Raw genomic sequence first — 26,813 nt, forward strand, 5'->3', positions numbered from 1 at the left:
TTTACCTTATAGCTCACTTTTTATTCCAGTAAATTACTACCTGCTAGTGCTTCGCCAGCCCGAGGCGTTGGCTTCTCAGCTTGTAACTTGGCTAAGTGTTCACGCTCAGCCGTTGTCAAAATGTGCAATGAGATTTGGAAAATCGATCCATGCCCGATAACAGATTCAACGGAAACTTTCCCGTTATAACCTTCCACTAACCGTTTGGCGATGGATAAGCCGAGTCCATTCCCGCCCTTTTCACGGGAACGTGCTTTATCAACCCGATAGAACCGGTTAAACACACGATCGATGTTCTCTGGAGAAATCCCTTCCCCAAAGTCTTGTACCGATACCTGTGCGTTACGGCGATCCTCAGACAGCGACAAATGAATCTCTTTTCTGGTTTGTGAATATTTAACCGCATTATCCATCAAAATAATCAGTACCTGCTCCAGATGATCACGGAACATCGATACATAAGTCGCCTTTCGCAAATCATCGTCTAAGGAGAATGTGAAATCTGGATGAATCATTTTAAAGTTACTGAATACTTGGTTGACGACTTCCTTAATGTCAGTCACCTGATTCCGAAAGTCAATTTCAACTTGCTCAGCTCGTGACAGATCCAACATTTCCTGAACCAAGCTTTGCATTCGCTTCGTCTCTGCTAAGGAAGCTTGAATCGACTCATTAAGCACTTCAGGGTCGTCTTTTCCCCACCGGTTCAACAATTCCATGTGTCCTTGAATAATGGCAACCGGCGTCCGTAGTTCATGGGAAACATCCCCCACGAATTGCTGCTGCTGATCAATGTAGCGTTGCATCTGGTCCAACATGCTGTTTAATAACTCAGATAAATCTGCCAACTCATCATTACGCCGAGATTCTGGCACCCGTAAACTAGATTGCGGATCATCGCGTGCACCTGTAATGGTCGCCGTCATATCTGAAATTGGCCGTAAGAAATAACTGGCAAGCATGTAACCAAACACAGAAATCGCTAACAGCCCAATCAGCAGCAGGACAATCAAAATGGAGCCGGTCCGCTGGTAGGTGCGCCAATAAGCATTCAGCCGGTTAGTGACCTGAACATAGCCAACTAGCCGTGTACCATCACGAGTATAAATCGGTGCTCGTTCCACATAGACAACATGTCCACCTGCCATTTTGTTAAGCTTCAACTGTCGCTTGTTAACGGCCTTAAATGGCTCTGGATCAACACGTGATGCAAATATTTCTGCACCACTGCGGTCATACACACTCACCGCCAAATTATCGCTGGCAAGGGTCCGGATGATTTCATCATTATATAAATTATGATTTTCATCAGGCTTACTAGGATCATGTGGTTGGTATGGATTTTCTCGTGGTCTTAATACTGGTTCAACATCGTCACTCGTTAAATCTGTGCGTTCATGATTCAAACGCTGTGAGACAACCTTCACTGCATCATCTGTCCGACGGCGTTCCTGGCGAAGTAACACCGACGTAAAGCTTGAGAACAGGAGGCCTAAAACGACTGTGAAAATAACAAAGACACCCGTACCGGTACCGAGTGCCCACTTCCACTTCAGCGATAACCGCCGTCGTTTTTTGATTGATTGTGCTTGTTCATCGATCATGAACGAATAACGTACCCAGTCCCGCGAACTGTTTGAATGTAGCTGTCCTCGCCAGGGCGGTCAATTTTGTTACGTAGGTACCGAATGTAAACATCCACCACATTCGTTTCAACTTCTGATTCGTAACCCCATACCTTTTGTAATAAGACATCACGAGCCAACACAACATTGACATTTTCCATTAACGTCAACAATAATTCATATTCACGTTTCGTTAGGTTAATAATTTCATCGCCACGACGAACGATCCGGTTTTCCTTCTCAATTCGTAGATCTTTGTATTCCACAACGGTTTGCTTGAAGTTCTTTTGTTCGCCTTCAATGTCGATTCGACGCAATAAGGCCCGTACCCGTGCCAATAATTCTTCAATGGCAAATGGCTTAACGATGTAGTCATCGGCTCCATGATCCAATCCCGAAACACGATCAATCACGGAATCGCGGGCAGTCATCATCACGATTGGCGTGCTCTTAACTTCACGCACCCGTCGACATACTTCTAACCCATTTAATTCAGGTAACATTAAGTCTAATAAAATAACGTCAAATTCAGTTGCTAAGGCAGCTTCTAAGCCGGCACGGCCGTTGTACTCAACGTGCGTCTCATAGCCTTCATGTTTTAATTCAAGGTCAACAAAACGGGCGAGATTCTTCTCGTCTTCAATGATCAGAATCTTATATTTCTTAGCACCTGATTGTTCTGTGTTGTCCATTTAACTAAGTCTCCACATTTTTTTATTATCGTTCTTTTACCAGAACGGTTTAATTTCTTAACAGCGTTTTAATCTTATCATTTTGTCGCCATTTTCGCCACCATCTGCGCGGCTTCACTTCTCCACACGCCGTTGTTGAACTAATCCATAAAATAAATTTCCAGCCGTGTAAAATAAAACGCCGATGACAATCCAAGTCACAATGGCCACGTTAAAATGTGCAAACACAACTAGCCCAAGTAGCACACCAAGCAATCCAAAGCTGGTGGCCACGGCCGCAACTTTACGATTGTAATCACCGTAATGAATGAACATGCTACTGCCTGCCGCAACAGACAAGGCTGAGCCACTCATCATAACCGGAAAGGCAACCAATGGATTTAAACCCAACGCATAGACAGTTGCAGTCGTTAACGCATAGGAACCAATACCAATGTTGTTCAGTGCACCATAAACCATCTGCAATAAACAACCAATCAGTAGTTTCCCACCTGTCAACTCGGTGGCCGTTCCATTACCGGCAATCAAATGTAGTCGACTTGCTAAAATAAAACCACCAGCCACAACTAACCCGCAGGCAATCCACCATTTAATGGTGCGCTCTGGCAATTTAACCACCAAGCGGGGGCTTAATATAGCCCCAACTACCTGTGCGCCGACTAATAAAATCAGTGTCACTGGTGCCACCTTAACGACACCCGTAAAGCCAATGCCCATCATGACAAAAGGTAACACGCCTTGTACATTTAACGTACCGGGTAATTGCTTCATCGTCACCCATTTTGTCGGCGAATAAATGGCTGTACTGACAGCGAAGTCTGAGACGCCAAGCGTAGACAGAAGAAAAATGAACACACCACTAATGGCCACCCATCCAGAAGCTGGCGTTGTGCTTTTTAACTCCTGGCGATGGCGCCATAAGTCTCTACCTAAATACCCCGCGTATAAAATACCGACAAGAAGCAACATTACAATTAGCGCACTGCGCATCAACCATTTCCCCTTAAAACAAATTGTGTAAAAAAATAGTATACCTGAAACTTGCATGTTTGATGTACGAAATCACAAAAAAACACCGAAGAGCCTAGGCCTCTCCGGTGTTTTCATTAAAATTACGCGTTGGTAGCAGTCTTTACGACTTGCTTGCCATCGTAGAATCCGCAGCTAGGGCATACGCGATGTGACATCCGCAATTCCCCACAGTTAGGACATGGAGCTAAGTTTGGCGTAGCTAATTTGATGTGTCCGCGACGCTTCAACTTCTTTTCTTTTGATGTTTTCCGTGCTGGTACAGCCATGTGAACGAGCACCTCCTTGATTGATTTTATCCACACATGTGTTTTTAAAATCTGCTAAACCTGGTTACTGGTCTGAATCCTGATCAGGGAACAGCCCCTTCAGCTTAGCGAGACGTGGATCAGTGGGTTGATTTTCTTCCTGCGTTGCGACGTAGTCATCTTCGCTAATGACTTCCCAGCCATTACCGGCGGGCATGTCTGCCCCACTACGTTCAGCGTCAGTTAGAATTTGCATTGGAATCTGAGCGATGATGTTGTCAACAACACCATCATCTAAGTCAACGGTTTGTCCGTCTAGTAGTAAGACTGTTTCGTCTTCCTCATAGCGGTCAAAGTGACTTGCCTCAGGAATGTAAATCTCGTTCATGTCAAAGTCAAATGGAAATGACACCGGCTGCAATGACCGGCTAGAAGGCACAACGGCACTTCCAGTAACATGGGCGTCTAGCAGTACATCATCACGATCAATCGTAATGGTGCCGACAACCTTAACGGGATCAATATCTAGTACGTGGTCACTAAAGCGTTCACGTACTTTATCCTTAACATCCAAAGTTTCGTCGATCCGCAGTGGTTCGCTACGATACTTTTCTAACTCTTTAAGCGACCATTTCATCGATAAACCTCCTAATGCAACGAAATCAATTATACCGGCGGCATTCCGGAATGTCAACGTGAAATCCTTGACAGCTAGTTTTGCTGATCTGACGCGATTCTGATTGGATCACGGCGGAAATCTTGTTGTGTGCCTGTCAACATTTCGTAAAGCATGCCAGCACGGTAGTCGAGATTAAGTTGTCCTGTCTTTAAGTGTTGGTCAAACCGTGTAATCAACGGTCTGGTGAAATCTTTTTTGGTTTCATGTAAAAATTGCTGCCCTATTTCAGTGAACCCGAGTAAGCGAAGGTACGCCTCGCTTTTAGATCGCATATCTGTGGTGGTCGCATGTAACAACGTATATAAACACACGCGTTGTAATCGCGAATAGGTATATCGCTTTGTCTTAATTGCGGTCAGGAAATCCTGCCAAGTAGCCGATTTTTCTGCTGCTTCTTGCAACCGATACTCTAACCCTTCAGACATTTGGTAAATTTGCTGTAACTCATCAACCGGCGTCATTAGTAATGTATGTCGTAACAAAGCCCACATCGTGTCCGACCACCCAGGTTGTGCCCTACCTGCCTGAACATCGGCTAATGTTGTCCCAGGAACCATGTCGCTAATTTGGACTGCGCTTTCCTGTGTCAACACTGCCTGCCTAATGGCCGTCGCACTGGAAAATGTTTCTTTAGATAAGGTCGTTTGATGATACGCACTCCCACGTCTGCCAACGGCGCGTAGCTTCAATGGCACTGCTAATTGTTCATTTGCTCGCGCATACCCATAACCTAAAATGTCATTGGGTTGATCCAGTTTGAAGCCAGTCTGGGCTTCAAAAACTTCATTAAATTGCGTCGCAAAGGTTCGATCAAATTGCTTAAAAGCAGTCGAATCAGCCATCGGAACTTTCGCTAACGCCGAAAAATCAGTCTCTGGATGTTCAGCACCGAAGACCATGGTGTCGATTTTCATTGCTGACAGCAATTCTAAAGCGCCTTGGGCAAATATATGCGCCGGCTGAACTGCCCATTGAAATGGTAACTCAATCACGACATCAGCACCGTTATGTAACGCTTCGTTTGCGCGCTGCCACTTGTCGAAAATAGCGGCTTCTCCGCGTTGCACAAAATTACCGCTCATCACAGCAACGACAACATCAGCACCAGTCACAGCACGTGCTTGTTGCAAGTGATAAGCATGCCCGTTATGAAATGGATTGTATTCAGTTACGACACCAACCGCTCGCATTCACACATCTCCCTACGCGCAAGCAAAGAACCAACGAGTCGTTTTTGCAACCGGCTGATTTTTGCCAAAATCGGCTGTGACCTTAACGTCTGTAAAGCCAGCCTGGTTCAATAGTTTCTGATAAGTTGCCAATGGATAAGTCCGTTCCACATGTAATTCAGAATGATGGTCATATCCGTTAATTTTCTCATTCCACATGAAGAAATTCAGGTCATGTTCCACTTGATGCGGCGCATCCCCTTCATAACTCGTCCACATAAACGCGCGATCTTCATCATGAAAATTGTACATATAGCCTGGGTACACATCATCTGTTTGATAAGGCGTGATGACATCAAACAGATACTGTCCACCTTGCCGAACATGTGCATGCGCTTCTAAAAAGGCTGCCAATAACTGGTTTTCATCTGGCAAATAACAAAGTGAATCATCGAAACAAGTCACTAAATCGTACTGGGGCAAATCGCCAATCGTTAGCATATTGCCTTCAATCAGTGGTAATTCCACCTTTTCAGTCGCTGCCCGTTGCGCCGCTAAACTCAGCATTTCTGGTGCCAAGTCTAACCCTGTCACCTGGTAGCCTGCTTGAATCAGCTTCACAGCAAGGCGTCCGGTACCACAAGCCAGTTCTAATACCTCAGTCTTGTCTGCAGGTTGTTGTTGACGCACAAAATCCAGCCATGAATCATACATGGCTGGATCAAAGAGTTCGTCATAAAACTCAGCAAATTGTGCGTACATCATACGTTTTCACTCACCCACGCGTCGATATCAACCAACGGTGCATCTGACCATAACTTTTCCAAGTTGTAGTAGTGCCGTTGTTCTTCTTGGAAAATGTGTACTAAGATGTCCCCAAAATCAAGTAAGACCCATGTGCCTTCAGTCTTTCCTTCAATGCGACGAACATCTACGCCAGCTTCTGCTTCTTCATCCAACACAGCCTGTGCAATGGCCTGCACCTGACGCTTTGAACCACCATTCATGATGACAAAGTAGTCAGCGACTAAACTAACTTGTTCAACGTCTAAGGCAACGATATCCTCAGCACGTTTTGAATCTCCAGCTTTAACAGCTGTTTCTAACATTGCTTTACTATCCAAGATCATTCTCCATTTCTATTAATAACAGAATCAGTAGTTATACTTCGTTTGCTTTTTTGCAACCCAGTGATTATATGTTGCAATGGTTGCTGGATACACTGGTGCATTTTTTTGAACTAGGTAACTGAGCGTTTGTTTCGTTTGGTATACAACGCCTGCTGCCAAATCATTGTGCGTGATTTGCCGTGCTTCGTCAACACCAGGAAAATCTCGTCCAGGTTCAATGTAATCGGCCATGTACACGACCTGTGCCAATGGTGACATTTCTGCAGCACCAGTTGTATGAAAACGAACTGCATTTAAAATTGCTTCATCATAAATCTGCAATTCATCGCGAATAAATTCAGCACCCACGACACCATGCCAAATCGCATTTCCCCAGTTCAATAAATCAGGATCCAACTGATGCTTCTTGATCATATCCACGAATTCTTTATCCGTACGCTGCTTGGCATAGTCATGAACAAGGCCAGCAATACTGGCCTTTTCTAAATCAACACCATTTTCTTCTGCCAACGTAATCGCCGTTTCTTCTACACGTAACACGTGTTCAAAACGCTTTTCCTTTAGCTTAGATGAAATAGCAGCGATTAATTCAGCACGCGACCCTGGATAAATATTTTGTTGATAGGTCATTGACTCACTCATGATATAGCTGATGCTCCTTAATGTATGCTTCAACAGTTTCTGGAACCAAATAATGAATTGATTGTCCACGCTTAACGCGCTCCCGAATCAATGAACTACTGATATCGATGGTCGGCACATCTACCCAGATAACCGGATACGGTGTCGCCTTTTGAAAACCACTGCGATTAACGCCGACAAATGTCACCAGTTTGGCCAACTCATCAATGCGATGCCAAGTGGATAAATAGGCAACCTCATCCCCACCAATAATAAAGTAATACTCGGTGTTTGGGTGACGTTCCTTTAACGCAACAATCGTGTCATACGTATAGCTCTTGCCGCCGCGCTGAATTTCTGCCATTTCAAGGTCAAACAGTGGATTGCCAAAAATCGCGCGACGAACCATGCGTGCCCGCATCATTGGATCAATGGCATCTTTATGATCGACATGCGGCGGCTGCGCATTAGGCATAAATAACACCTTGTTTAGACCTAGCTGTTTACCAACCTGATCTCCCATAATTAAGTGACCCATATGTGGCGGATTAAATGTTCCCCCTAGAATGCCGACACGTTGCCGCGGCATCTCAGTGACGGTTTCTGTCATCACTGCTGGATCAACTGTTTGTTTTGCTACCGTAGATGTGATCATTATTTATGCCACCAATCCATCAAAGCGTTTCACTAAGCCAATGCGGCAACGCGTTTAGATAACTTTTGATCCTCAGGATCCGTTGCTTGCATGAACAATACGAGTGTATGCCCGATTGTCTGCACAACTGTAATCCGTTTGTTTTGCTCAATAAATGCAGCTGCTTCGCTCACTGTTGCACCTGCTGTTTGCAACAAATTGACCTTAATCAATTCCCGCTTTTCCATGGCCCCTTCAAGTTGTTCCAGCCAGGATTGCGTTAGACCGTTTTTACCCACTGAAAACAATGGCCGTAATGAATGTGCTTCTGAACGCAAGAAATGCTTTTGTTTACCCTTTAAATCCATTTAATTTTCTCCTCAAACTTAAATCATTGCCCGTCGTAATAACACGTTAACACCCTTAGGTGCCCAACCAACCACCGTTGCATTAGCTGGCACAGTAACCCAGCCTAAGCCTTCGATAACAACATCACTCTTCGTATCCGTTTTAAACTCGTGCCGTGCCAATGCTGGTAGGTCAGCTAATTCTTCTTTTGTTGGTGGTGTTAATAGCTCACCCGCATGATTTTCATAGAAATTTTCAGCATTTTCCAACTTTGTCCGGTGAAGTGGCAAATTATTCTCAAAGTAAGCTGTCACACCCGCGGTTTTATTACCGCCGACCGTTTTAACGAGATCGAAGCGGGCAACTGCCCCTAGGAAAATGGTTTGACCATCTTGTAATTGATACCCACGTGGCTTGATTTCCTTTTGTGGTGCCACAAACTTCAACGCTTCGGGGCTCAAGAAATGTGCCATCTGTTCTGGATGAATAATTCCTGGTGTATCAACCAGTACATGGTCCTCACCAAGTGGAATTTCGATCTTATCTAACGTTGTTCCTGGGAAACGAGACGTCGTAATCAAGTCCGCCACGCCGGTGTTTTGTTTCAAAATTCGGTTGATCAGCGTTGATTTCCCAACGTTTGTTACCCCAACCACGTAAACATCACGGTCGCCGCGATACTTATCAATTAGGGCAAGTAAGTCATCGACATCGCTACCTTTTTTGGCACTAAGCAAAGTCGTTGCCAATGGCCGCAAGCCGTTTAAGTTAGCTTGTTGCCGTAGCCAATCCGTGAGCTTTGACCGCTTCAGTGAGCGTGGTAGGATATCTTCTTTATTACCGACCAATAAAACGGGATTGTCGCCGACGAAACGATGTAATCCAGGAATCATGCTACCGTTGAAATCAAAAATATCAACGACATAGACGATCAGTGCATTAGCATCACGAATCTGACTCAGTAAACGACGAAAATCGTCATCAGTCAGTGACACCGGTTGGATTTCGTTATAATGTCGCAGTCTAAAACAGCGTTGGCAGTATAATTCGCCACTTTCTAACCCTTTTTTCAGAGCCGATTGAGGCGTATATCCGACACCTTTAGGGTCATCCGTTTGAATCTTTGCCCCACAGCCAATACAAAATAAATCTTCCTCTGTTGCTTCTACTTGAGCAGCTTCGCTCATCCTAAGTCCTCCTGCCAGGTCATGCCTGGGTATTGTTGATGTAAGCGGCGCATCACAAATTTTTCAAAGAAACGATTGATTTGTGTGTCCCATTTATCAGTTTCAATTAACGGTTTGACCAAGATACTACGGACATGCGCATTATTTGCAGCCCACATATCAGTCATCAATTGATCACCTACCATGACGACTTCATCTTTAGTAAGTCCCAAATCGTGTTGTGCTTGGCGAATGCCCCGTGTTAAAGGTTTTAACGAACGTGAGACAAATTGCAGCCCAAGTGGTGACACAGCTCGTGAAATTCGTTTAGCGCTGTTGTTTGACACCACCACGATACGGATACCATTTTGATGCATTGTCTGGATCCACTGCCGTAACTCCGGTGTCCCATCAGGATTATTCCAAGCAATCAACGTGTTATCTAAATCCGTCAAGATTGCTTTAATCCCGGCACGTTTCAATTGCTGAGGGGATACATTATAAATTGCGGAAACCATCCACGTTGGTTTGAACTGGGACACCATCGGTTACGCCTCGTTTTCGTTATTTATTATCATAAAAATATCTAAATCATTATACCAGAATCACATTAAAATTGCTGTTATTGCGCGGATGAACCGCTTAATTGTGTTATAACATCCTGCATGTCGTCAGGTAGCTGTGCTGTGAAATCGTGCTTTGCGTGCGTAAACGGATCCGTAAACACGAGGTGACTGGCATGTAATGCCTGTCTACTAATCAATTTTGTATCACCGCCGTACAACGTATCACCTAATAACGGATGACCAATAGCAGCTAAATGCACACGGATTTGATGGGTGCGACCAGTGTGTAATTGTAGCCGCACTAAGCTCACTGTTCCGTACGTTTCTTCGACCCAGTATTCTGTTTGTGCCATTTGTCCATCATCACTAATTACCCGGGTAGCTTGGTCGGCTACCCGAGCAATTGGTGCATCAATAATGCCATGATTTTCTGTAGGCATGCCTGCAATCAAAGCCAAATATTCTTTCTTGATCTGATGGTTTTCAACTTGTGGTGTAATAATGGCTTGTGCTAATTTATGCCGCGCCGCAAGTAGTAAACCACTGGTATCGCGATCTAAGCGTGATACCAACCGTGGGACTAAATCTGTCGCATGATTCGCTTGTTCCCAGCCTTTAATCCGGTTAAGTAAGGTCGTTTTTTGATTCGTTGGTCCTGGCACTGAACTGACGCCGGCTTCCTTATTAATGACCAACCAATTCGAATCAGCGTAACTGACAGCAATCGGTAACTGACTGACCGCGATACGTGGATCACTTGGTTCATTTGGTAAGCTGTAACCAACGATGTCGCCAGGTTCCACTGGCCAGTCAGGAGTCGTTACCTGACCATTTAACGTTAATTCGCGATTGGCTGCTTCACGTACCCACAAGTTATGACTCACACCTTGCGCAAACAAAAACTGTTTCACACTAACTGCCGGCTCTTTCGCCGTCCATGTTACCTTCATTCAAAGTTCTCCCGTTGTGTTTCAATGTGTGTTCTATCGTACCTTGTTGACCAGGTGGTTACAAGCAGTGTCCGTTCTCCAAACAGATGCATGCACTCATTAGTATTTAAGCAAAAACACAAGGCACGTTTTACTAACGATCATAAAACAAAATCGGACCGCCAAAGTTTCAGCTTACATCACGTAAGATGACTCCTTGGCGGTCCGATTTTTGTATTTATAAAGTTAACTGTGATTGAAACGGTCACTCACAACGTCCGCTTTTAGCTAAGCCGATTTAGATGAGCTAACGGTCTCACCTAAGTAGTGCAGTCGATAAGCTGCTTGGTTTGTAGTTGCAATGCGGTCAAGTGCTGTTTTGGCGGTAGCATAGCTCACATTGTCTAACAACGTTACCCACTGCCCCGTTTGGTTTACTTCTAACCGCCAAGTACCGTGGGGTGTCATTTCATAAGTCTTCATTACTGAATACCCCCTTACAATTTTGCTGTGTTCATCTATTGATGAAGGTTCTTAGTCTAAACACATCACGCAAAATGTAAAGTAAAACGACCTTTGTAAAAAGTTGCCTTGTTCCAAACACGGCTTTTCGCTCGCACTCGTTTACGGAAAATAGTTATTCACCGAACTGATTAGCATCGTCATCTGAAAACGAATTAACGATTCGGAAACTAACTGTGTCATTGTCTTTTAGCAACTTGGCTACCGGACATTGATCCAACGCTTCATCTAAAATCTGTTGTGCATCTTTTTGATTTGCATTGGGAAACATCACCTGCGCATCCACCACAAATTTATAGCCTACCGTATCTTTAACGATGTCGACTTGCGTTTTGACTTCAGTGTCTTGTGGTAAGCGATGTTGCCCTTCAACTAAACGTAACGTTGCGTTAAAACAAGTGCTCAATGCAAAGCCAATGAATTGTTCTGGATTTGTCCCAGCTGCGTCAACTAAAGAACTGCTAACACCAAGTGCCAGACCTTCATTGCCTTCGACAAAACTTTGTCCAACCAACCCGTTTTCATTAACAACCGTCGTGTGGTACAAAGATCCTTCAACTGCCATAATCACTGCCTCCGTTCAATTAGCAAGAAAGCGTTTCCAACTAAATTTATTTTAATCCGATTCACCACACGCGCAACAAATCTTACTTTTCACACGGATAATCATCATTATGCGACATTGCTTGTATATTGCACCTAATAAAGTTGTCATACACAAAGTATAATAGTGGAAGCTTTAATGACAAAATGATGACCCTTTCGCCACTTTTCTTCATTAAACTTAGGTAATCATCATTTTGTTACGCTCGCTTTCGTTTATAATGTAAACCATTAAAGAAACCTGTTTGTAAAGGAGTTTTTCCGTGACTAAACATACTATTTCAATCATCGTTCCTTGTTACAACGAGGAACCAACCATTGCCTTATTTTATCCAGCCGTTCAAGAGGTTTTTGCTGACATGGCTGACAACTATCCTGACTATGAGCCTGAATACTGGTTCGTAAACGATGGCTCCACTGACGACAGCATCGGTGAAATGAGAAAACTACAAAGTACTGATCCAGAACACGTTCATTACATCGACTTCTCACGCAACTTCGGGAAAGAATCCGCTTTGTATGCCGGTCTCCAACATGCCACTGGTGAACTGGTAGCGGTTATGGACGTTGACTTGCAGGATCCACCTGCTTTACTCACACAAATGCTAGATGGTGTGACTAAGGAAGGCTATGACATTGTCGGTGCCCGACGTGTCGATCGTAATGGTGAGCCACCAATTCGTTCCTTCTTCAGTAAGATGTTCTATCGCCTAATCAATCGGATTTCACAAACACACATTGTTCCTGGTGCCCGTGATTATCGCTTGATGACGCGCCAAGTGGTTAACGCGATTTTATCCATGGCAGAAGTAAACCGTTTTTCAAAAGGGATCTTTAGTTGGGTTGGTTTTAAAACAACCTACATTGATTTTGAAAACCGTGATCGTGTTGCCGGCGATACATCGTGGTCCTTCTTCCAATTATTTAGTTATTCGCTTGAAGGAATCATTGACTTCTCTGATGCGCCCTTATCAATTGCGTCCTTCACAGGATTCATTTCGTTTTTCGCAGCCTTGATTGCGTTAATCTTTATCGTTATTCGAGCGCTTGTCTTTGGTGATCATACAACTGGTTGGCCGTCCATGGTTTCCATTGTCCTTTTAATGGGTGGACTACAACTTTTCTGTCTAGGTATTTTAGGAAAGTACATTGGTCGTTTGTACCTCGAAAGTAAGCACCGCCCTATTTACATCGTGAAGGACGAAAAATAATCATGTCTAGCATTCCCCAAATCCCCAAAAACCTAAACCAGTATGGTCACCGCCGCTTTGGCTATGATCTGCTGGCTTTTGCGTTACCCATCATTGTTGTTATCATCACTTTTTGGTCATTACAAATTGCTCCATTTGGGCATCAAAATTTGCTAATTAGTGATATGGGCACCCAGTATGTTGCATGGCTGACTCAATTTCGACATGCCATCACGACCGGCCAGTTTTCCTTTTACTCATTTAGTCTATCGCTTGGCGACAACGCCTTTCCGTTAGTTGCCTACTACTTATTGAGTCCTTTTAATCTTTTACTATTCTTCTTTCCAGCCAGTGAAGTCCCACTAGCCGTCACGTACATCATCTTGCTTAAGATTGGTAGCATCGGATTGAGTACCGCGTACTTTTTGCGCCGCGTCTATCACAACACACGCTGGTCCAACCTGATCTTTTCAACCATCTTTTCGTTAAGTGGGTTTGTCGCAACGTACTTCTATGACATCATGTGGCTCGATGCGCTGATTTTACTACCACTCGTTATGATCGGTGTGCGTCAATTAGTTGCGCATAAAAATCCCACGCTTTATTTCCTCGCATTATGGGCAACAATTGTTAGTAACTACTATTTGGGTTACATGACCTGCCTGTTTGTTGTTTGTTACTTCATCTATTTAATCGTTGAACAAACGCCTGATCAGACTTGGCGTGAGCGGATACACACCAACAAACAGCTCAACTGGCGTTTTATTGGTGTGTCTGCGTTGAGTGGCTTTAGTACCCTTTTCGTTTTGCTACCAACGCTGCTTGGCATGCTGCAAACGAGCAAACAGAGTCTATCCTGGCGCGCTTTTTTACCGACCGCGCAGTTCGGACCGGCAGCATTCACCCAATTTGGCATGAACGCGTCAGATTACACAAATCGCCTGCAACATGATCCCAGTGTCTACATGGCGAGCTTTGGCTTCCTACTCTTCATTAGCTTCTTTTTAAACCCACGAATTGATCGTCGCCACAAACGGATCACTGCTGGCTTAATTGGTTTTCTTGTACTTGGCATGTTTCTAACTGGATTCAATACGATTTGGCACATGCTACAACCACCAAATGGCTTTCCTTTTAGAGACGCTTACTTCTTCACTTTTATCGCCTTACTGTGTGGCTATGAATCTTGGCAAGCCGGTATTGTTAATGATCACCGCCAGTTAAACTGGGCTTTGGCGATTACATCCGGGCTATTATCAATCGGTTATGTGACGGCTATGATCTTTCAACCATTGCTGCTTAAACATGACACACTCACCAGTCTGTACGTTAGTCCTCGCTTTTGGCTTTTCAGTTTAATTGGCTTAGTCATCTGTTGGGCGCTTTTGTGGCTTAGCAGCACACCGTACATCAAAACAGTTGCCATCACATGCCTCGCATTTTTGACAGTTAGTGAATTGGGTGCAAATCTATATTTCGGCTTGCAGCCTGCCCACCTTGGTAATCAGACTGCATATGAAAAAAACTACCAAATTGAACAACGCTATTTCAGCAAGATTCGGCGTGATAGTAACGCCTTTTACCGCGTCGACAATCGTAATTCACTCATCAATGAGGCCTATGGTGAATCCTACAATAACTACAATGATCCGTTGCTCTTCAATAGCCACGGTCTGGATCTGTACAGTTCTACGCTTAATGAATCCACACGCCAAACTTTGAAACAACTTGGTTTTTATAGTAAGAATTCTCGTCGCATCAGCTCTGAGGGTAGCACGCATTTAACCAATGCCTTGTTCGCAGTCAAATATGAACTTCAAATGACGCCAGCAAAATATACGTTAAACATCCATAAGCATGCCTTGCCACTCGGATTTGCAGCGAGCGACCGTTTACTGGATGTAAAACTAACCAAAAATGCTGCCATCCAGAATCAAAACGAGCTGTGGCAAGCAATCAATGGCACACACAAAAATTACTTTAAACCAGTTAAAGTGCATAAAGTCGTTCGCCGGCAATCGGCTGACAAACAATATCACTATACGTATTCATTGCGTGCACAAGCTGATGGGACACTTTACGCTTACTTCCCTGATGTTGAAGTCGCCGCTGCAAACATCCATGTTAATGGCACTAAGCAGTCAACCCGTTTAAACATTGAGTCGCAAGCAATGCTTTCACTCGGTCGGTTTAAGACTGGCACCCCTGTCACCTTGACCCTAACGAGTCCAAAGCCAATCAAGACACCACAAAATTGGCTACAAACATTAGACCAGCGGGCATTTGATGCGTCATTAGCACAATTACACCAGTCCACCTTTAAACTAGCTCACGATTGGCGACCTGACCGTCTCCACGGCACCATTCGCATTAAGCCAAGTAAGCCATGGCTATTTCTGAGTATCCCGCATGATGCCGGTTGGCATATGTATGTTGATGATGTCGATGTCCCGGTTGAAAAAGTGGCTGGTAATATGAGTGCCATTAAATTAACACGTGGTCAGCATCGCATTCGCTTGGTTTACCGTGCACCTGGTTTCCGAGTTGGTGTTATCTTGAGCCTTCTAAGTTTCTTCTTATTTCTGCTGTATTGTTGGGGCGATTATCGCCGGCAACATTTGCTGAAATAAAGAACCTGCAAACGAATAATTGCTTATGTATCAAATAATCTTAACAAAAACGCCGCAAGTTCAGTCTGTGTAGACTGAACTTGCGGCGTTTTATAAACAACACAGTTATTACCGTGCGTGTAAGTACGTGTATGAATGGTCGTCGTTTAGCTGGAACGTGAACTCGTGATCCTGATGATCGTTGGCACGCCACTTCGACACTTCATAATGCGTTGTATCTGATTGTTGAAGGCGGTTAACGACTGCTTCAACTAAATATTGGTCATCATCAAATGAGCCACGTAAGATTTGTTTTAACTCAGTAAGGAAGGCTTCGGTATTTGTAATCATGATATAAGGTTTCTCCTGACGATTTTAGATAATGCAACTAGGATACCGGGTTTGACCGCTAATGTCGACTAATTTTTGTGATAACTTTGATGAAGTTTTCTTTACAAGGGAATGACGAGCAATTAATAAACATTAATTCCAGCTATTTTTGTGATGCCGGCTTATACTAAATTGACTATTTAAATTCACAAGGAAGTGGCAACATGCAATCATCATCTAAACGACCCATCTATGAATCACTGATTACTGGTGTTTTACTCGCCAGCGTTGGTGGTTATCTAGATGCCTATACCTATATCTTTCACGGCGAGGTCTTCGCCAGTTTGCAATCTGGGAACGTTATTCTTCTTGGATTAAATCTGGCTGATGGACACTTTGCCAAAACACTTGCCTACCTCATTCCGATTCTCTGCTTTGTTCTTGGCGCCGGCCTAGCTAATCTCATTGAGCAACGCTTCAGTCGTCCCGGTCACCTCATTTGGCAGGAAATTAGTATTATCGCTGAGCTGCTCGGTATTCTGGCAATCGATCTAATGTTGCCGATCCTGCCAAGCCGCGGAATTACCAGTGGACTGTCGTTATTTGCGGCTTTTCAAGTACACACCTTTCGTGTCCTGAATAACCATCCCTACAACACGACCATGACGACCGGTAATTTGCGAACTGTTGGCGCCGCACTGCTCAACTTGCTTACTGGGCATGGCGATCAAGCAACGAATCATGTGCTCTTGCGTGACAGCTTTTGGGTCGCAACGAGCTTTGGTATCGGCGCCTTTGTTTCGACGTGGTTAACGCGTTTAGTTGGCCCACAGTCACTACTAGGCGTTGTCGCGACATTGCTAATTGTCTTGTTGTTAATGATTTGGGATCAACGGCACGGTCGTTAATTTTTTCCACGCTTTCACTATTGAGTTCATACATCAAAAGACGCGTTTGGGCAAAGTGTCCCAAACGCGTCTTTTGATTATCGCGCTTAACTAGTGAAAGCGTGGCTTAAAAGATCTTCATATCTGTATATTTAGTCGGTAGGTTGTTGAAATCGTACGTTTGTAACCCATCACTAATTTTATCGCCGGTGTACATTGCAGTTAGCGAACGAACCAGCATTAGGTTCAATTCATTTTCTGGATGGAATTGCACCATGATCACTGGGATGTTCCATGCCCATGCAGCACCGATTTCAAAAATGGTGCCGGCATCTGGTTCTTGGTTGCCCTCTTCATACTTATAATCCAAGATTGCAACGACCACATCGGCACGTTTAACTTGGCGCATATCGCTGGCGAACACGGAATCTTGCCATTCAAAAGAACCAAATTCCAACGATTCTTCTTGATGTTCTTGGGGAATAAAAATTCCTTCAGCATCGATGGTGTCATTCTTCCGCAGTGCTTCAACAACGGTCGCAATCCGCGACTTTTGCTCGTCTGAGAAGAATGGACTTGCTAGGTAAACTCTGTTTTTGTACATGTGAATGCCCCTTTTCTGTAAATGTGCTCTAACTAGTATACCGAAAATTTACGCACATTGAATGAAAAACGGCGAACAAATCATTAAAATCTGGGCATCAAAAGGAGCTTTGGGGACATAAATTATTGTCCTCAAAGCTCCTTTTGATTTAATTTACAAACTTACATAGATAAAACGTGGAACAAAAGTCAAGTCGCTGTGCAGACTACGAACAACCTACCGGGTTGAAGCCCAACCCGTACGGTAGTTCTAGGTCTTGCTCACGACTTCCCGACTTTTGTACCACTCTCCTATAAAGCAGCAGCCACCGCCGCATTCACCGCAGCTTGTTCCGCTTCAATTAAGGCGACGCGACTTTCAATCACCTTCGTATCCATGGTGATTTCACGCGTCAAGCCAGGCGTGTTCAACTTAGGTTCAAAGAAGGCCTTGAACTCTGCCAAACGATCCGCATGTTTGAAGATACCGGCAATCACGGTGATGTACGTGGTAAATTCCATGTCACCACCAACCGTATCATCCAACCACTGCCAATCTTTACGAATCCAGTCCCAAGCTAACTGCTCGCCATCGTCATTAGCAAGCACCCCACGGAACCAACCACGCAAGTCTTGTGGCTTGATCACATCTGCATTTTCAAACTGTTTAATCAGCTTAGCCAACAATGACTTGTCTGGACTGCTAGTTAACGCACCGCGTAAGTCAGCCTTGAAACTGGCATCTGAGGTTGCAACATAAGCCTGCAACAATTGATCAAACAATTCGGCACTACCGAAGTTGCGAACTTCGCTACCCAGCACCAGTGACCGAACATCAGCTGGTAATGCGGCTAAGTTGTCTTTGTTGGTGGTAAACAGCTGATGTGCTTCAGCAATGATATCCGCATTCTTGGCGTAAAGTGCTTCGCTCAGCGCATAAGGACGACTCAACTGATCATCATTAGATTCACCAGCTTTTGGCTGCCATCCTAAACGAGCAACTTGTTCGGCACTTAATTGACCAAACAACTGACGCAAGTTTGTTTCTTCCGTTGAATCGGCAGTTACAAACCGTTTCAAATTGCTAACAACATTGTACAAAGCTGCATTTACCACCGTGGCATCACTGTTAGCAAACTTTGGCAGCAATGGAACAAGCGCCGCATAAGACACTGTGCGACTATTAGCCAACAAACGTAAATCTTGTAAGAATTGTAATTGCGAAATTGCATCTAGCTCATCTGTATGTGCCAAGATGTCATCTTGCAAGGTTTTATCATAGGCAACAATAAAGTGCGAATTGTTCCCAACGTTAAGACGGAACGGTTGCCCATTGTCTGCCCGCAGTTGTGCATAATCGCCAAGTGTGACTGACGCATCAGTCAATAACTTAGGCGTCACACTGTAATTGCCATTTAACGGGATCTGCCAACGACGACCTTTCTCAACACCATCACCAACAAAGAACTGTTGCTGTGATAACGTCAACTTGCCATCTACAACTGCGGCTTTCACAACTGGATAACCAGGTTGTTCCAACCAGGAATTCATGATGGCACCAACATCCATCCCTGAGGCTTCGCCCAAGGCAGCCCATAGATCGGCACCGGTTGCGTTGCTATACTTGTGTGCTGCAAAGTATTGTTTTAAGCCACTTCGTAAAGCATCATCACCTAACAAGGCACGAACCATGACCAACATCCGTGCACCTTTTGCATAAACAATGGCGGCATCAAACAACGCGTCAATTTCAGCTGGATTGGTTACCTGAACGTGGACAGATTGAACACCATCTGTGGCATCACGTTGCAAGGCTGCCGGCACGTCAGACGTTTGGAAGTTTTCCCAAATGTGCCAGTCAGGTTCCAAGGCGTCGATAGCTACATATTCCATCATGTTGGCAAAACTTTCATTCAACCAAAGGTCATCCCACCACTTCATGGTGACCAAATCACCAAACCATTGGTGTGCTAATTCATGCGCAATCACGGTTGCAACTAATTGCTTCATCTCTAAAGCAGTGTTATCTGGGTCCAGTACCAGGTATGCTTCACGGTACGTAACCAAGCCCCAGTTTTCCATCGCACCAGCTGAAAAATCAGGTAGTGCCAGTTGCCATGAGTGTGGTAATGGATATGGTGTTTGATAAAAGTCTTCATAAAATTCAATCGAGCGTTTGGCAATATCTAGCGCAAAGTCGAGTTCCTTCGGTTGGTGGGCCTTCGTCGCGAACACACCGACTTGAACACCGCTCTTAGTAGTCGTCTGTTTACCTTGTAAATCACCGAAGGCAAAGGCAACTAGATAAGTTGACATCTTAACCGTTGTATCGAAGTAATGAACACCATCTTCAACATTAATCTCAGGCATATTGCTTAACGCAATTTCACCAGGTTGTTCATCAAACTTTAAGGCAATGCTAAACGTCGCCTTCGCTTCAGGTTCGTCGATACTTGGAAAAGCCTGCCGCGCAAAGTTTGTTTCAAACTGGGTTCCGATAATCTGTTTCTTTTCGCCATTCACTTCATAATAAGATGGGTAAATTCCCATCATTGAATCCGTTAATGGTGCCGTGTAGCTAATTGTCACCTTCGTTTCGCCAGCGGCTGGCAATTCGATTCGCACAGCATCAGCACTGTTGTCAGTATTGAAAGGTACATCTGCACCAGCAACACGTACGGATTTAATCGTTAAATCCTTTTGATGGACAGAAATGTTAGCTGATTGAGCAACCCCACTAATCGTTGTGGTTCCGCTGATCACTTTAGTTCCTCGATCAACATCAATGAATAAATCATAGTGTTCAGGTTGGAATGTTTCATAAAAACGTGCAATTTCAGGCATGAGTCTTCCTCACTTTTATTAGGATATTCTCATTATACGCTATTCGGTCTCAAGGTGCGCTGTTACCGTTTGTTCAGAAATACATCGTAAATCTTCATGCATGTAGTGGTAGAAACGCATATAATTATTTTTATAAATACATAATTAAAATCAGGAGATATCAATCATGCGTAAAGGGTTACTACTCGGCTACACAGTGGCCACCATATTCTTACTCGCAGCTTGTGGGAATAAAGCCACTGCCAATTCAACATCCAGTTCACACCAAAGTATAACTAGTTCTGCTAAACGCACCTCACACATGAAGACTTCTACAAAACCAGCAGCGCAATCGTCATCAAAACCGGCTGTCGCAAACGAATCATTCTTCCCGGCAAACATGCAGCACACCTGGTATACATTTGACACCTACACTAATAAAGTCGAAACCGTCTCGTTCACAGCAAATCAAATGACCGCTGATAATACGACGTCCACAATGCACACCAGTCAAGATCGTACCTCTGCTGATAATGCAATCTTAAGTGGTAACGCCCAGCCCACGACTCCTGAACAGAAAGATCATGCGGATAACTGGGCACTGTTTTCCACATGCAACATTCGTGGTGCTAGCTGGGTCAATATTATGGGCTGGTATCAAAGTGCCGGTGATGGTTCCTTTTTCACAGTCCTTAACGAAACAGTCAATGGTAAACAAGTTCCGGTTCTCTTTTCAGCCAGTGGTGCAGAAGCTTGGACCGACGCACACTATTACTTAAGCGCGGATTTAGCGACTGCGCAAAAAAATACTAAATATGCTGAGGATCATTCCCGTGATGACGATGATGATTCGAATTCAGATAGTCAAAGTAATGATGATGACAGCTCTGACCAAACTGATGATAACGACAGTGACAGTCAACAGGATGACTCAGACACACAAAGTGATAACGACAACAACAGCGTCGACACCAATGATGATAACGACGATGATGATTATTGATTAATTAAAAAACGGGAAGTGACCAGCATGACTAGTCACTTCCCGTTTTTTATTATTCTTTCAAAGCCGCTGCTTGTTTATCCAGATAATGACGTTTGGAATCAAACATCAGCGTCATCACACCCATCAATACGACAACTGGCAGTGCCCATTGATATGGCTGTGTAAATGCCTTGACTAAGGCGCGATGGCTGTAGCGTTTCATGTTACGGGCAAATCCAGCCATGGTTTCCGTAATCTGCTTACTGCGTGCCACAACTTGCTTGGTTACCTGTTGTAAAATTTGGTCCTTCACGGGTTGTGGTGCATTTGCTGCATGAGCCTTTGTCAGTGCCAATGCGTACTGCTGTTGAACCAATTTCTGTTGGTTTTTCTTCGCAGTTGCCGCTGATTCAGACTTATGCTTGCCTTGGTCTTTGACCTGCGTCAGTGCTGTGTGTTTAACACTGGCTGGTACCGCTAAACTAGTTAATTCAGTCCGCGCATGCTGCGTCATGTCATGTTTAGCGGTCACAAGATTAGCGGACAAGGCTGAAACAAAGATTGCGACTGCCAACGATGTGCCGATTTGACGAAAGACCCCAATGGCACTTTGCGAAGCTGTCAACATCGTGCCTTTAAAATTCCCAGCAGCCAATACGGTAATCGGTCCGATGTTAATCCCAAAGCCAGCTCCAATCAGCACGGCAGCTAAGAAAACGTGCCAGTAAACATCAATGCTTAACGTACTCAAGACAACGTACCCGGCAGTCATCAAGAGACTCCCTGCTAAGATTACGACCCGTGGTCCTAACTTTGTGATCATGGTGCCGCTGATTGGTGATAATACAAAGATCATTACCGACGTTGGCGTAATCATCAAAGCCGCTTGTAACTCATCTTTATGCATCACATTTGTAAAGAAGCTAGGCATCAAAACCAGTAACGCCACCAACGCAATTTGCGCAAGGATAATTGTCAACACTGCACCAGTGAACTGCTTGTCCTTAAACAAGGATAACGGCATCATCGGTTGTGCAACGCGTTGTTCAACAAGCACGAATGCAACAACGGTCACGGCACTAATGATGAAGAGTATGATGATGCGCCCATTTTGCCAGCCCCAGCTTTGCCCCTTGGTTAAGGCTAAAATCAGGCTAAACAACGTGATCATCGATAAGACCATGCCACCGAAATCGATTTTGACACCTTCCTGTTTGGTTGGCGCAAATGAAAGTAATTTCATGCACATGATAATTGCGACAATAGCAAATGGCACGTTGATCAAGAAAATGCCCCGCCAACCTAGATACTGCGTAACTGCCCCACCAATCGTTGGTCCCAAAGCAGAGGCGAGTCCCTGCGTTACCCCTAGCATACCAATCACAACGGTTCGTTTGGATAGGCTCACCTGACTAATTCCAATTGTCATACTAGCTGGAAAGACAATTGCTGCGCCAATACTCTGAATCCCACGCCCAATAATTAGGACGGCAACACTTTGCGCAATTCCTGAAAAGAGCGAGCCGAGTAAAAATAAAACAAGGCCAATCACATATAGCTTTGAACGGCCAAAGATGTCGGCCATTCGTCCCAGCGGAATCGTTAAGCACGCAAATAAAATCGTATAGATATTCAACGCCCAGGACAGTTGATCCAGGCTAACATCAAGCCCTTTTTGAATCGCTGGTAACGCGATGTTCATCACTGTCGTATCCAACATACATAGGAAAATTCCAATCGCCATGGTTAGGACGATACTTACTTGTTTTCTTGTCATTTTAGTCACACTTTCTTTCTGAATGGAATTCAGTCTAGCAAGTGCTATACTACGAATGAATCTTTGCGTTACAAAAGGAGCGTTTTTGTAAACTATTAGTCCACAAGAAATGAAGCAAGTAAAGCTGACGGATACCTATCACGCCTTACTGGCGATGTTGGCTACCAGGCCGATGGAAGATGTTTCGATCACAGCATTGTGTCGCAAAGCACATGTTTCACGAACCTATTTTTATCGTGAGTTTGGGACATTTGATGCGATTATCAAGAAATTCCAAACACAACAAATGTTGCAATATCTGCGTTCGCTGCCGAATAGTGGACGGCCAAATCTAGCCACCCTAATGGCTAAATACTTTCAGCTCGCCAAAAATGGCGTCGAAAACCAACAACTTCTATTAAAGGCCGGCTTCTATACGACATTGGTGGATACCTTTGCGACGGTGTTTACCCTGCTTATCAAAAATAGTCTCGTACCTGGCAAACCTGCTATCGTCAGTGCACCTTACTACATCGATTTTCTATCCGGTGCGGTTGTCAATATGGCGGTTGCTTGGATGGCCGCGGGGATGCCAGATTCTCCTGAACGAATGGGTGAACGGGTGGCTAAATTTTTACAGCGATAATAAAAAAAGTGGGCCAAAAGCCAAGTCACTGTGCAGACTCTGAACTACCTAAAGGGTTTTATACCAACCCGTACGGCACTTCTAGGTCCTGCTCACGACTGCTCGACTTTTGTCCCACGCTCGATTTTTATTAATCTCGTAATGCGCGTTGTGCTGCGACGTTCACAATACTCTGTGGCCGACTCAATTCTGGTTGGAAGAAGAAATCTGCGTCAGCCAACTGCCGAACCGTGACGCCTAACTGAATGCCCAAAGAAATCGTGTTGATTACTTCGGTGACATCAGTTTGCGCCATGATTTGCGCACCTAAGACACGTCCTGATGCTTGATCATAGAACAGTTTGAACCAAATTTGGTGGTTACGTTCAGCAGGCACGTCGTCCATCAACTTATTCTGTGTGACATAAACAGAACTAACCGTCATGTTCATTTTAGCGGCCATCACGGTATTTAAGCCCGTCGTCGCAAAATCGTATCCAGCACAACGCAGTGCTGAAGTTCCTTGTACACCTTGAATGGAATTAGCTTCACCAACCAGATTAGCCGCAACCTGACGTGCAGTATGCGCAGTTGCACTGGCTAAAGGAACTCGCTGGCGTTTGTTTGTTGGTGTATACAACACTGTAGTCGCATCCCCTACGGCGAAAATATCAGGATTGCTTGTTTGCTGATAGGCATCAACCGTAATCAGTCCCTGCGCGTCAATTTCAAGCACATCTTTTACCAACTCAGTATTTGGACGATTACCAATCACCTCAACCACTAGGTCTGCAGTGTATTCACCCTTGTCTGTGAGCACTGTTTGAACATTGCCCTCAACACCAGCAAAACCAGACAATCGTTCATTCATCTGTAAATGAATCCCAGACACGTTAATGGCATCAGTCAGCACATCTGTAAATTCTGTATCCAAATTATTACTAAACGGACGGTCGCTCGCATCGATCACAGTGACATCCTTGCCCGTGCGACTAAATATTTCAGCCACGTTCAAACCAATGTATCCGGCGCCAATCACCACAACTTTTTTAAGTGTCTCTTGGGTTGCCAAATGTCGTAACTGCATCAAGTTTGCGCGCCCTTGCACAGTCACGATGTTTGCTAAGTCATGTCCATCTACTGGCACGACGATTGGTTGGGAACCTAAGCTCAGGACCATTTTGTCATAGCGATCCACCCATTGCTGACCAGTACTATCTTGAGCAGTCACTTCATGCTTCTGTGGATCAAGACTAATAATCCTTGTTTGATCAAAAATCGTCACATCTTTGGCGGCTAACTCAGCTTTATGATTAATTAATTGGTCCTCTGACCATCCCATAATGGGACCAAATGACGCTGCGTCGAACCAATCAATCTTAAGATCATTCGTTTTTGTTTCTAAAAGTCCATCAACAGCCTCGCGTCCACCATGTGAACCACCAATTACAATAATTTTCATGTTTTTCTCCTTAAAAGTCAATTTGTATCTTATAATCGTCATATAGGATACAATCCGTACTTACCAACTTCAAGATGGTTTGGAGAAGTTTCTGAACAATTACGGTACACATTCGGGAATCTGTACTTAAGGAGATTAACATGACCGAACAAAAAAATACCGGTCGCCGGCGTGGCGATCAGCTTGAACATGATATTTATGCCGCAACTTATTCTTTGTTACGACAAGAAGGCGTCGCAGCAATTACGTTTTCACAGGTAGCAACCATCGCTAACACGAGCCGTAGCGTCTTATATCGCTATTGGGATTCACCATTTGATTTATTATTTCAGACCGTGATGTTTGAAATTAGCCAGCAAACGGCCGGGCCAATTGAAACACCATTAGACGAAGGTTCACTACATGCAGATTTACTGACCCTTGCTCATCGTTTTCTTGGCCAAACAACGACTGACCCCTTTCGTTTTTTCCGATTACTATTCACTAATTCACTTCAACAACAGAACCAAGACCAACTACAGGCTTTAAATGCCAAGCTGGATCAGACCCATCTACAAATGATGCGACCAGTCATTGAAAATGCCCTGCGACGACATGAATTAATGCAAACGCCCGCAGTCGCGATTCAGCTAGTATTATTTGATTTATTGCGCTACCACGATCTAATGAATAGTGATGTGGAAACTGAAGAGAAAATCAACGCACTTATCTCAGATATCGTAATGCCGTCCCTGCTATTTATGAACAATTAGTAGCGTATCTCTTGGAGGACCATTAGGATTTGTATTTTTTATGTACAGATAACTTATAACTTTGTATGCTGGAGTTGTATGTTTTCGTTAGGCAGCTTTATCACGTTTGTATAGTATGAAAGGAATCACATGAAAAAATCAGTTACGCTAAGTGTTACCCTATTGAGCGCGTTATTATTGACGGCCTGTGGCAGTCATTCAACCAAGTCATCAAATGACAGCGCAAGTTCTCGCTCTGCCGCAGCAAGCAGTCGTCAAGCCAAAGCACAGTCAAAGAAAGAATCATTGGCCAAGGCGAATTCTAAGTCGCTTTCTAAAAGCAAATCTGCAGCATCTCAATCTGTGATTGATGAACAACAATCCGCACTTGCGGCCAGTCAACAAAGTTCTATCGCCGCAGCGCAATCCTCAAAAGCCGCCCAGGACTCACAGGCATCTGCCAGCGCTGCAAGTGCTTCCGCCGCCAGCAACAGTAGCGCTGACAGTAGTAGCCAAAGCATGCCAGATAAAAATGATCCGAACTACTGGTATAAAATGGCGCGTACACCAAACGCCGATTATCATTTACCTGATGGCACACATATTCATAATGACAATAGCGGCAATTCATACGACGACGATGGTAACATCATTGGTAAAGGCGACTAAATTTCGCGTTTGCGGACGATGTTCAATAAACTATGGTACAATACAATAGTTCTGTGCTTATCCGCATGGAATCATTCCAGGGCGATCACTTTTGTGGTCGTCTTTTTTGTGCAAAATAAAAACGCCTTGAAAGGCGTTTTTACGCTTAAGGTAGATTGTAAAATTAATCCGAACGCTGTTCGGACAAAAAAGATCAGCTTCCT

The 26,813-nt window shown here is 44.3% G+C and carries 28 protein-coding genes; 7 read left to right on the forward strand and 21 right to left on the reverse strand.

Features of this window, described 5'->3' with window-relative positions; all coding sequences use genetic code 11:
* Window positions 1-20 precede the first annotated feature (20 nt).
* The 16 genes from IV55_RS07820 to IV55_RS07890 all read right to left on the reverse strand — a co-directional run bounded on the left by IV55_RS07820 (window position 21) and on the right by IV55_RS07890 (window position 11,923).
* Window positions 21-1,604: a sensor histidine kinase gene (locus IV55_RS07820; RefSeq protein WP_057811028.1), complete on the reverse strand. Its 1,584-nt coding sequence runs from the start codon at window positions 1,602-1,604 to the stop codon at window positions 21-23.
* Window positions 1,601-2,317 carry a response regulator transcription factor gene (locus tag IV55_RS07825; RefSeq protein WP_057811030.1) on the reverse strand — a complete coding sequence of 239 codons (717 nt, stop codon included), beginning with the start codon at window positions 2,315-2,317 and terminating at the stop codon, window positions 1,601-1,603. Before IV55_RS07825 ends, IV55_RS07820 begins: the two co-directional genes overlap by 4 nt.
* A gap of 114 nt (window positions 2,318-2,431) precedes the next feature.
* On the reverse strand, window positions 2,432-3,307 hold the full coding sequence (locus tag IV55_RS07830) for a sulfite exporter TauE/SafE family protein (RefSeq protein WP_057811032.1): 876 nt from the start codon (window positions 3,305-3,307) through the stop codon (window positions 2,432-2,434).
* A 122-nt stretch (window positions 3,308-3,429) separates the two neighbouring features.
* Window positions 3,430-3,615, reverse strand: coding sequence for a 50S ribosomal protein L32 (gene rpmF / locus IV55_RS10180; protein ID WP_083483981.1), 186 nt, complete (start codon window positions 3,613-3,615; stop codon window positions 3,430-3,432).
* 64 nt (window positions 3,616-3,679) lie between these two features.
* A complete protein-coding gene (locus IV55_RS07835) occupies window positions 3,680-4,231 on the reverse strand; it encodes a YceD family protein (protein WP_057811034.1) in 552 nt (183 codons plus the stop codon).
* 74 nt (window positions 4,232-4,305) lie between these two features.
* Entirely contained in the window at window positions 4,306-5,463 is a 1,158-nt protein-coding gene (locus IV55_RS07840; RefSeq protein ID WP_057811036.1) for a nucleotidyltransferase, read from the reverse strand.
* A 12-nt stretch (window positions 5,464-5,475) separates the two neighbouring features.
* A complete protein-coding gene (locus IV55_RS07845) occupies window positions 5,476-6,207 on the reverse strand; it encodes a class I SAM-dependent DNA methyltransferase (protein WP_057811039.1) in 732 nt (243 codons plus the stop codon).
* Window positions 6,204-6,569, reverse strand: coding sequence for a ribosome silencing factor (rsfS, locus tag IV55_RS07850; RefSeq protein ID WP_083483985.1), 366 nt, complete (start codon window positions 6,567-6,569; stop codon window positions 6,204-6,206). Before rsfS ends, IV55_RS07845 begins: the two co-directional genes overlap by 4 nt.
* Window positions 6,570-6,596: 27 nt before the next feature.
* Window positions 6,597-7,214 (reverse strand): bis(5'-nucleosyl)-tetraphosphatase (symmetrical) YqeK, encoded by a 618-nt coding sequence (yqeK, locus tag IV55_RS07855; RefSeq protein WP_057811043.1) that lies wholly within the window; start codon window positions 7,212-7,214, stop codon window positions 6,597-6,599.
* The gene (locus IV55_RS07860) at window positions 7,207-7,848 is read right to left on the reverse strand and encodes a nicotinate-nucleotide adenylyltransferase (RefSeq protein ID WP_057811045.1); all 642 of its coding nucleotides are present in this window, start codon (window positions 7,846-7,848) and stop codon (window positions 7,207-7,209) included. The genes yqeK and IV55_RS07860 overlap by 8 nt, the downstream gene beginning before the upstream one ends.
* A 32-nt stretch (window positions 7,849-7,880) precedes the next feature.
* Window positions 7,881-8,195: a YhbY family RNA-binding protein gene (locus IV55_RS07865; RefSeq protein WP_057811047.1), complete on the reverse strand. Its 315-nt coding sequence runs from the start codon at window positions 8,193-8,195 to the stop codon at window positions 7,881-7,883.
* An 18-nt stretch (window positions 8,196-8,213) separates the two neighbouring features.
* Window positions 8,214-9,362 carry a ribosome biogenesis GTPase YqeH gene (gene yqeH / locus IV55_RS07870; RefSeq protein ID WP_057811049.1) on the reverse strand — a complete coding sequence of 383 codons (1,149 nt, stop codon included), beginning with the start codon at window positions 9,360-9,362 and terminating at the stop codon, window positions 8,214-8,216.
* A complete protein-coding gene (locus IV55_RS07875) occupies window positions 9,359-9,886 on the reverse strand; it encodes a YqeG family HAD IIIA-type phosphatase (RefSeq protein WP_057811051.1) in 528 nt (175 codons plus the stop codon). The genes yqeH and IV55_RS07875 overlap by 4 nt, the downstream gene beginning before the upstream one ends.
* 77 nt (window positions 9,887-9,963) lie before the next feature.
* The gene (locus tag IV55_RS07880) at window positions 9,964-10,857 is read right to left on the reverse strand and encodes an RluA family pseudouridine synthase (protein ID WP_083483982.1); all 894 of its coding nucleotides are present in this window, start codon (window positions 10,855-10,857) and stop codon (window positions 9,964-9,966) included.
* Between the two features lie 267 nt (window positions 10,858-11,124).
* Window positions 11,125-11,319, reverse strand: coding sequence for a hypothetical protein (locus IV55_RS07885; RefSeq protein WP_057811054.1), 195 nt, complete (start codon window positions 11,317-11,319; stop codon window positions 11,125-11,127).
* A 154-nt stretch (window positions 11,320-11,473) separates the two neighbouring features.
* A complete protein-coding gene (locus IV55_RS07890; RefSeq protein WP_057811056.1) occupies window positions 11,474-11,923 on the reverse strand; it encodes an OsmC family protein in 450 nt (149 codons plus the stop codon).
* Between the two features lie 301 nt (window positions 11,924-12,224).
* Here IV55_RS07890 and IV55_RS07895 point away from each other — a divergent pair, with 301 nt between their 5' ends.
* Complete coding sequence (locus IV55_RS07895; protein ID WP_057811058.1) at window positions 12,225-13,172, forward strand: glycosyltransferase family 2 protein; 948 nt, start codon at window positions 12,225-12,227, stop codon at window positions 13,170-13,172.
* Window positions 13,173-13,174: 2 nt separating this feature from the next.
* The gene (locus tag IV55_RS07900; protein WP_057811061.1) at window positions 13,175-15,781 is read left to right on the forward strand and encodes a YfhO family protein; all 2,607 of its coding nucleotides are present in this window, start codon (window positions 13,175-13,177) and stop codon (window positions 15,779-15,781) included.
* A gap of 108 nt (window positions 15,782-15,889) precedes the next feature.
* Here IV55_RS07900 and IV55_RS07905 read toward each other — a convergent pair whose 3' ends face one another.
* Window positions 15,890-16,111, reverse strand: a complete 222-nt coding sequence (locus tag IV55_RS07905) for a hypothetical protein (protein WP_057811062.1) — start codon at window positions 16,109-16,111, stop codon at window positions 15,890-15,892.
* A gap of 203 nt (window positions 16,112-16,314) precedes the next feature.
* On the opposite strand from IV55_RS07905, the gene IV55_RS07910 reads away from it, so the two are divergent.
* Window positions 16,315-16,998 (forward strand): YoaK family protein, encoded by a 684-nt coding sequence (locus tag IV55_RS07910; RefSeq protein WP_057811063.1) that lies wholly within the window; start codon window positions 16,315-16,317, stop codon window positions 16,996-16,998.
* A 106-nt stretch (window positions 16,999-17,104) separates the two neighbouring features.
* Here the strand turns inward: IV55_RS07910 and IV55_RS07915 are convergent, their stop codons facing one another.
* A complete protein-coding gene (locus IV55_RS07915; RefSeq protein ID WP_057811065.1) occupies window positions 17,105-17,581 on the reverse strand; it encodes a nucleoside 2-deoxyribosyltransferase in 477 nt (158 codons plus the stop codon).
* A 290-nt stretch (window positions 17,582-17,871) separates the two neighbouring features.
* Window positions 17,872-20,403: a M1 family metallopeptidase gene (locus IV55_RS07920; RefSeq protein ID WP_057811067.1), complete on the reverse strand. Its 2,532-nt coding sequence runs from the start codon at window positions 20,401-20,403 to the stop codon at window positions 17,872-17,874.
* 166 nt (window positions 20,404-20,569) lie between these two features.
* Between IV55_RS07920 and IV55_RS07925 the strand changes: the two genes are divergently transcribed.
* Window positions 20,570-21,385: a hypothetical protein gene (locus tag IV55_RS07925; RefSeq protein WP_057811069.1), complete on the forward strand. Its 816-nt coding sequence runs from the start codon at window positions 20,570-20,572 to the stop codon at window positions 21,383-21,385.
* A 52-nt stretch (window positions 21,386-21,437) separates the two neighbouring features.
* On the opposite strand, the gene IV55_RS07930 is transcribed toward IV55_RS07925, so the two are convergent.
* On the reverse strand, window positions 21,438-23,144 hold the full coding sequence (locus IV55_RS07930) for an MFS transporter (RefSeq protein WP_057811070.1): 1,707 nt from the start codon (window positions 23,142-23,144) through the stop codon (window positions 21,438-21,440).
* Window positions 23,145-23,253: 109 nt separating this feature from the next.
* Here IV55_RS07930 and IV55_RS07935 point away from each other — a divergent pair, with 109 nt between their 5' ends.
* On the forward strand, window positions 23,254-23,769 hold the full coding sequence (locus IV55_RS07935; protein WP_057811072.1) for a TetR/AcrR family transcriptional regulator: 516 nt from the start codon (window positions 23,254-23,256) through the stop codon (window positions 23,767-23,769).
* Between the two features lie 130 nt (window positions 23,770-23,899).
* Here IV55_RS07935 and IV55_RS07940 read toward each other — a convergent pair whose 3' ends face one another.
* Window positions 23,900-25,210 carry an FAD-dependent oxidoreductase gene (locus IV55_RS07940; protein WP_057811073.1) on the reverse strand — a complete coding sequence of 437 codons (1,311 nt, stop codon included), beginning with the start codon at window positions 25,208-25,210 and terminating at the stop codon, window positions 23,900-23,902.
* Between the two features lie 140 nt (window positions 25,211-25,350).
* Here IV55_RS07940 and IV55_RS07945 point away from each other — a divergent pair, with 140 nt between their 5' ends.
* Complete coding sequence (locus IV55_RS07945; RefSeq protein ID WP_057811075.1) at window positions 25,351-25,962, forward strand: TetR/AcrR family transcriptional regulator; 612 nt, start codon at window positions 25,351-25,353, stop codon at window positions 25,960-25,962.
* A 129-nt stretch (window positions 25,963-26,091) separates the two neighbouring features.
* Window positions 26,092-26,610 (forward strand): hypothetical protein, encoded by a 519-nt coding sequence (locus IV55_RS07950; RefSeq protein ID WP_057811076.1) that lies wholly within the window; start codon window positions 26,092-26,094, stop codon window positions 26,608-26,610.
* Window positions 26,611-26,813 lie beyond the last annotated feature (203 nt).

This window comes from Furfurilactobacillus siliginis (genome assembly GCF_001437435.1).
Lineage (GTDB): Bacteria > Bacillota > Bacilli > Lactobacillales > Lactobacillaceae > Furfurilactobacillus > Furfurilactobacillus siliginis.

Excerpts from the sequence above, each read along its gene's own strand:
- yqeH (WP_057811049.1), bottom strand. The coding sequence starts at position 9,362 with ATGAGCGAAGCTGCTCAAGTAGAAGCAACAGAGGAAGATTTATTTTGT.
- IV55_RS07860 (WP_057811045.1), bottom strand. The coding sequence starts at position 7,848 with ATGATCACATCTACGGTAGCAAAACAAACAGTTGATCCAGCAGTGATG.
- IV55_RS07885 (WP_057811054.1), bottom strand. The coding sequence starts at position 11,319 with ATGAAGACTTATGAAATGACACCCCACGGTACTTGGCGGTTAGAAGTA.
- IV55_RS07905 (WP_057811062.1), bottom strand. The coding sequence starts at position 16,111 with ATGATTACAAATACCGAAGCCTTCCTTACTGAGTTAAAACAAATCTTA.
- IV55_RS07910 (WP_057811063.1), top strand. The coding sequence starts at position 16,315 with ATGCAATCATCATCTAAACGACCCATCTATGAATCACTGATTACTGGT.
- IV55_RS07840 (WP_057811036.1), bottom strand. The coding sequence starts at position 5,463 with ATGCGAGCGGTTGGTGTCGTAACTGAATACAATCCATTTCATAACGGG.
- IV55_RS07890 (WP_057811056.1), bottom strand. The coding sequence starts at position 11,923 with ATGGCAGTTGAAGGATCTTTGTACCACACGACGGTTGTTAATGAAAAC.
- IV55_RS07935 (WP_057811072.1), top strand. The coding sequence starts at position 23,254 with ATGAAGCAAGTAAAGCTGACGGATACCTATCACGCCTTACTGGCGATG.
- IV55_RS07930 (WP_057811070.1), bottom strand. The coding sequence starts at position 23,144 with ATGACAAGAAAACAAGTAAGTATCGTCCTAACCATGGCGATTGGAATT.
- IV55_RS07875 (WP_057811051.1), bottom strand. The coding sequence starts at position 9,886 with ATGGTGTCCCAGTTCAAACCAACGTGGATGGTTTCCGCAATTTATAAT.
- IV55_RS07825 (WP_057811030.1), bottom strand. The coding sequence starts at position 2,317 with ATGGACAACACAGAACAATCAGGTGCTAAGAAATATAAGATTCTGATC.
- IV55_RS07830 (WP_057811032.1), bottom strand. The coding sequence starts at position 3,307 with ATGCGCAGTGCGCTAATTGTAATGTTGCTTCTTGTCGGTATTTTATAC.
- IV55_RS07865 (WP_057811047.1), bottom strand. The coding sequence starts at position 8,195 with ATGGATTTAAAGGGTAAACAAAAGCATTTCTTGCGTTCAGAAGCACAT.
- IV55_RS07950 (WP_057811076.1), top strand. The coding sequence starts at position 26,092 with ATGAAAAAATCAGTTACGCTAAGTGTTACCCTATTGAGCGCGTTATTA.
- IV55_RS07820 (WP_057811028.1), bottom strand. The coding sequence starts at position 1,604 with ATGATCGATGAACAAGCACAATCAATCAAAAAACGACGGCGGTTATCG.
- IV55_RS07940 (WP_057811073.1), bottom strand. The coding sequence starts at position 25,210 with ATGAAAATTATTGTAATTGGTGGTTCACATGGTGGACGCGAGGCTGTT.
- IV55_RS07915 (WP_057811065.1), bottom strand. The coding sequence starts at position 17,581 with ATGTACAAAAACAGAGTTTACCTAGCAAGTCCATTCTTCTCAGACGAG.
- IV55_RS07920 (WP_057811067.1), bottom strand. The coding sequence starts at position 20,403 with ATGCCTGAAATTGCACGTTTTTATGAAACATTCCAACCTGAACACTAT.
- IV55_RS07845 (WP_057811039.1), bottom strand. The coding sequence starts at position 6,207 with ATGATGTACGCACAATTTGCTGAGTTTTATGACGAACTCTTTGATCCA.
- yqeK (WP_057811043.1), bottom strand. The coding sequence starts at position 7,214 with ATGAGTGAGTCAATGACCTATCAACAAAATATTTATCCAGGGTCGCGT.
- IV55_RS07900 (WP_057811061.1), top strand. The coding sequence starts at position 13,175 with ATGTCTAGCATTCCCCAAATCCCCAAAAACCTAAACCAGTATGGTCAC.
- IV55_RS07945 (WP_057811075.1), top strand. The coding sequence starts at position 25,351 with ATGACCGAACAAAAAAATACCGGTCGCCGGCGTGGCGATCAGCTTGAA.
- IV55_RS07835 (WP_057811034.1), bottom strand. The coding sequence starts at position 4,231 with ATGAAATGGTCGCTTAAAGAGTTAGAAAAGTATCGTAGCGAACCACTG.
- rpmF (WP_083483981.1), bottom strand. The coding sequence starts at position 3,615 with ATGGCTGTACCAGCACGGAAAACATCAAAAGAAAAGAAGTTGAAGCGT.
- IV55_RS07925 (WP_057811069.1), top strand. The coding sequence starts at position 20,570 with ATGCGTAAAGGGTTACTACTCGGCTACACAGTGGCCACCATATTCTTA.
- IV55_RS07880 (WP_083483982.1), bottom strand. The coding sequence starts at position 10,857 with ATGAAGGTAACATGGACGGCGAAAGAGCCGGCAGTTAGTGTGAAACAG.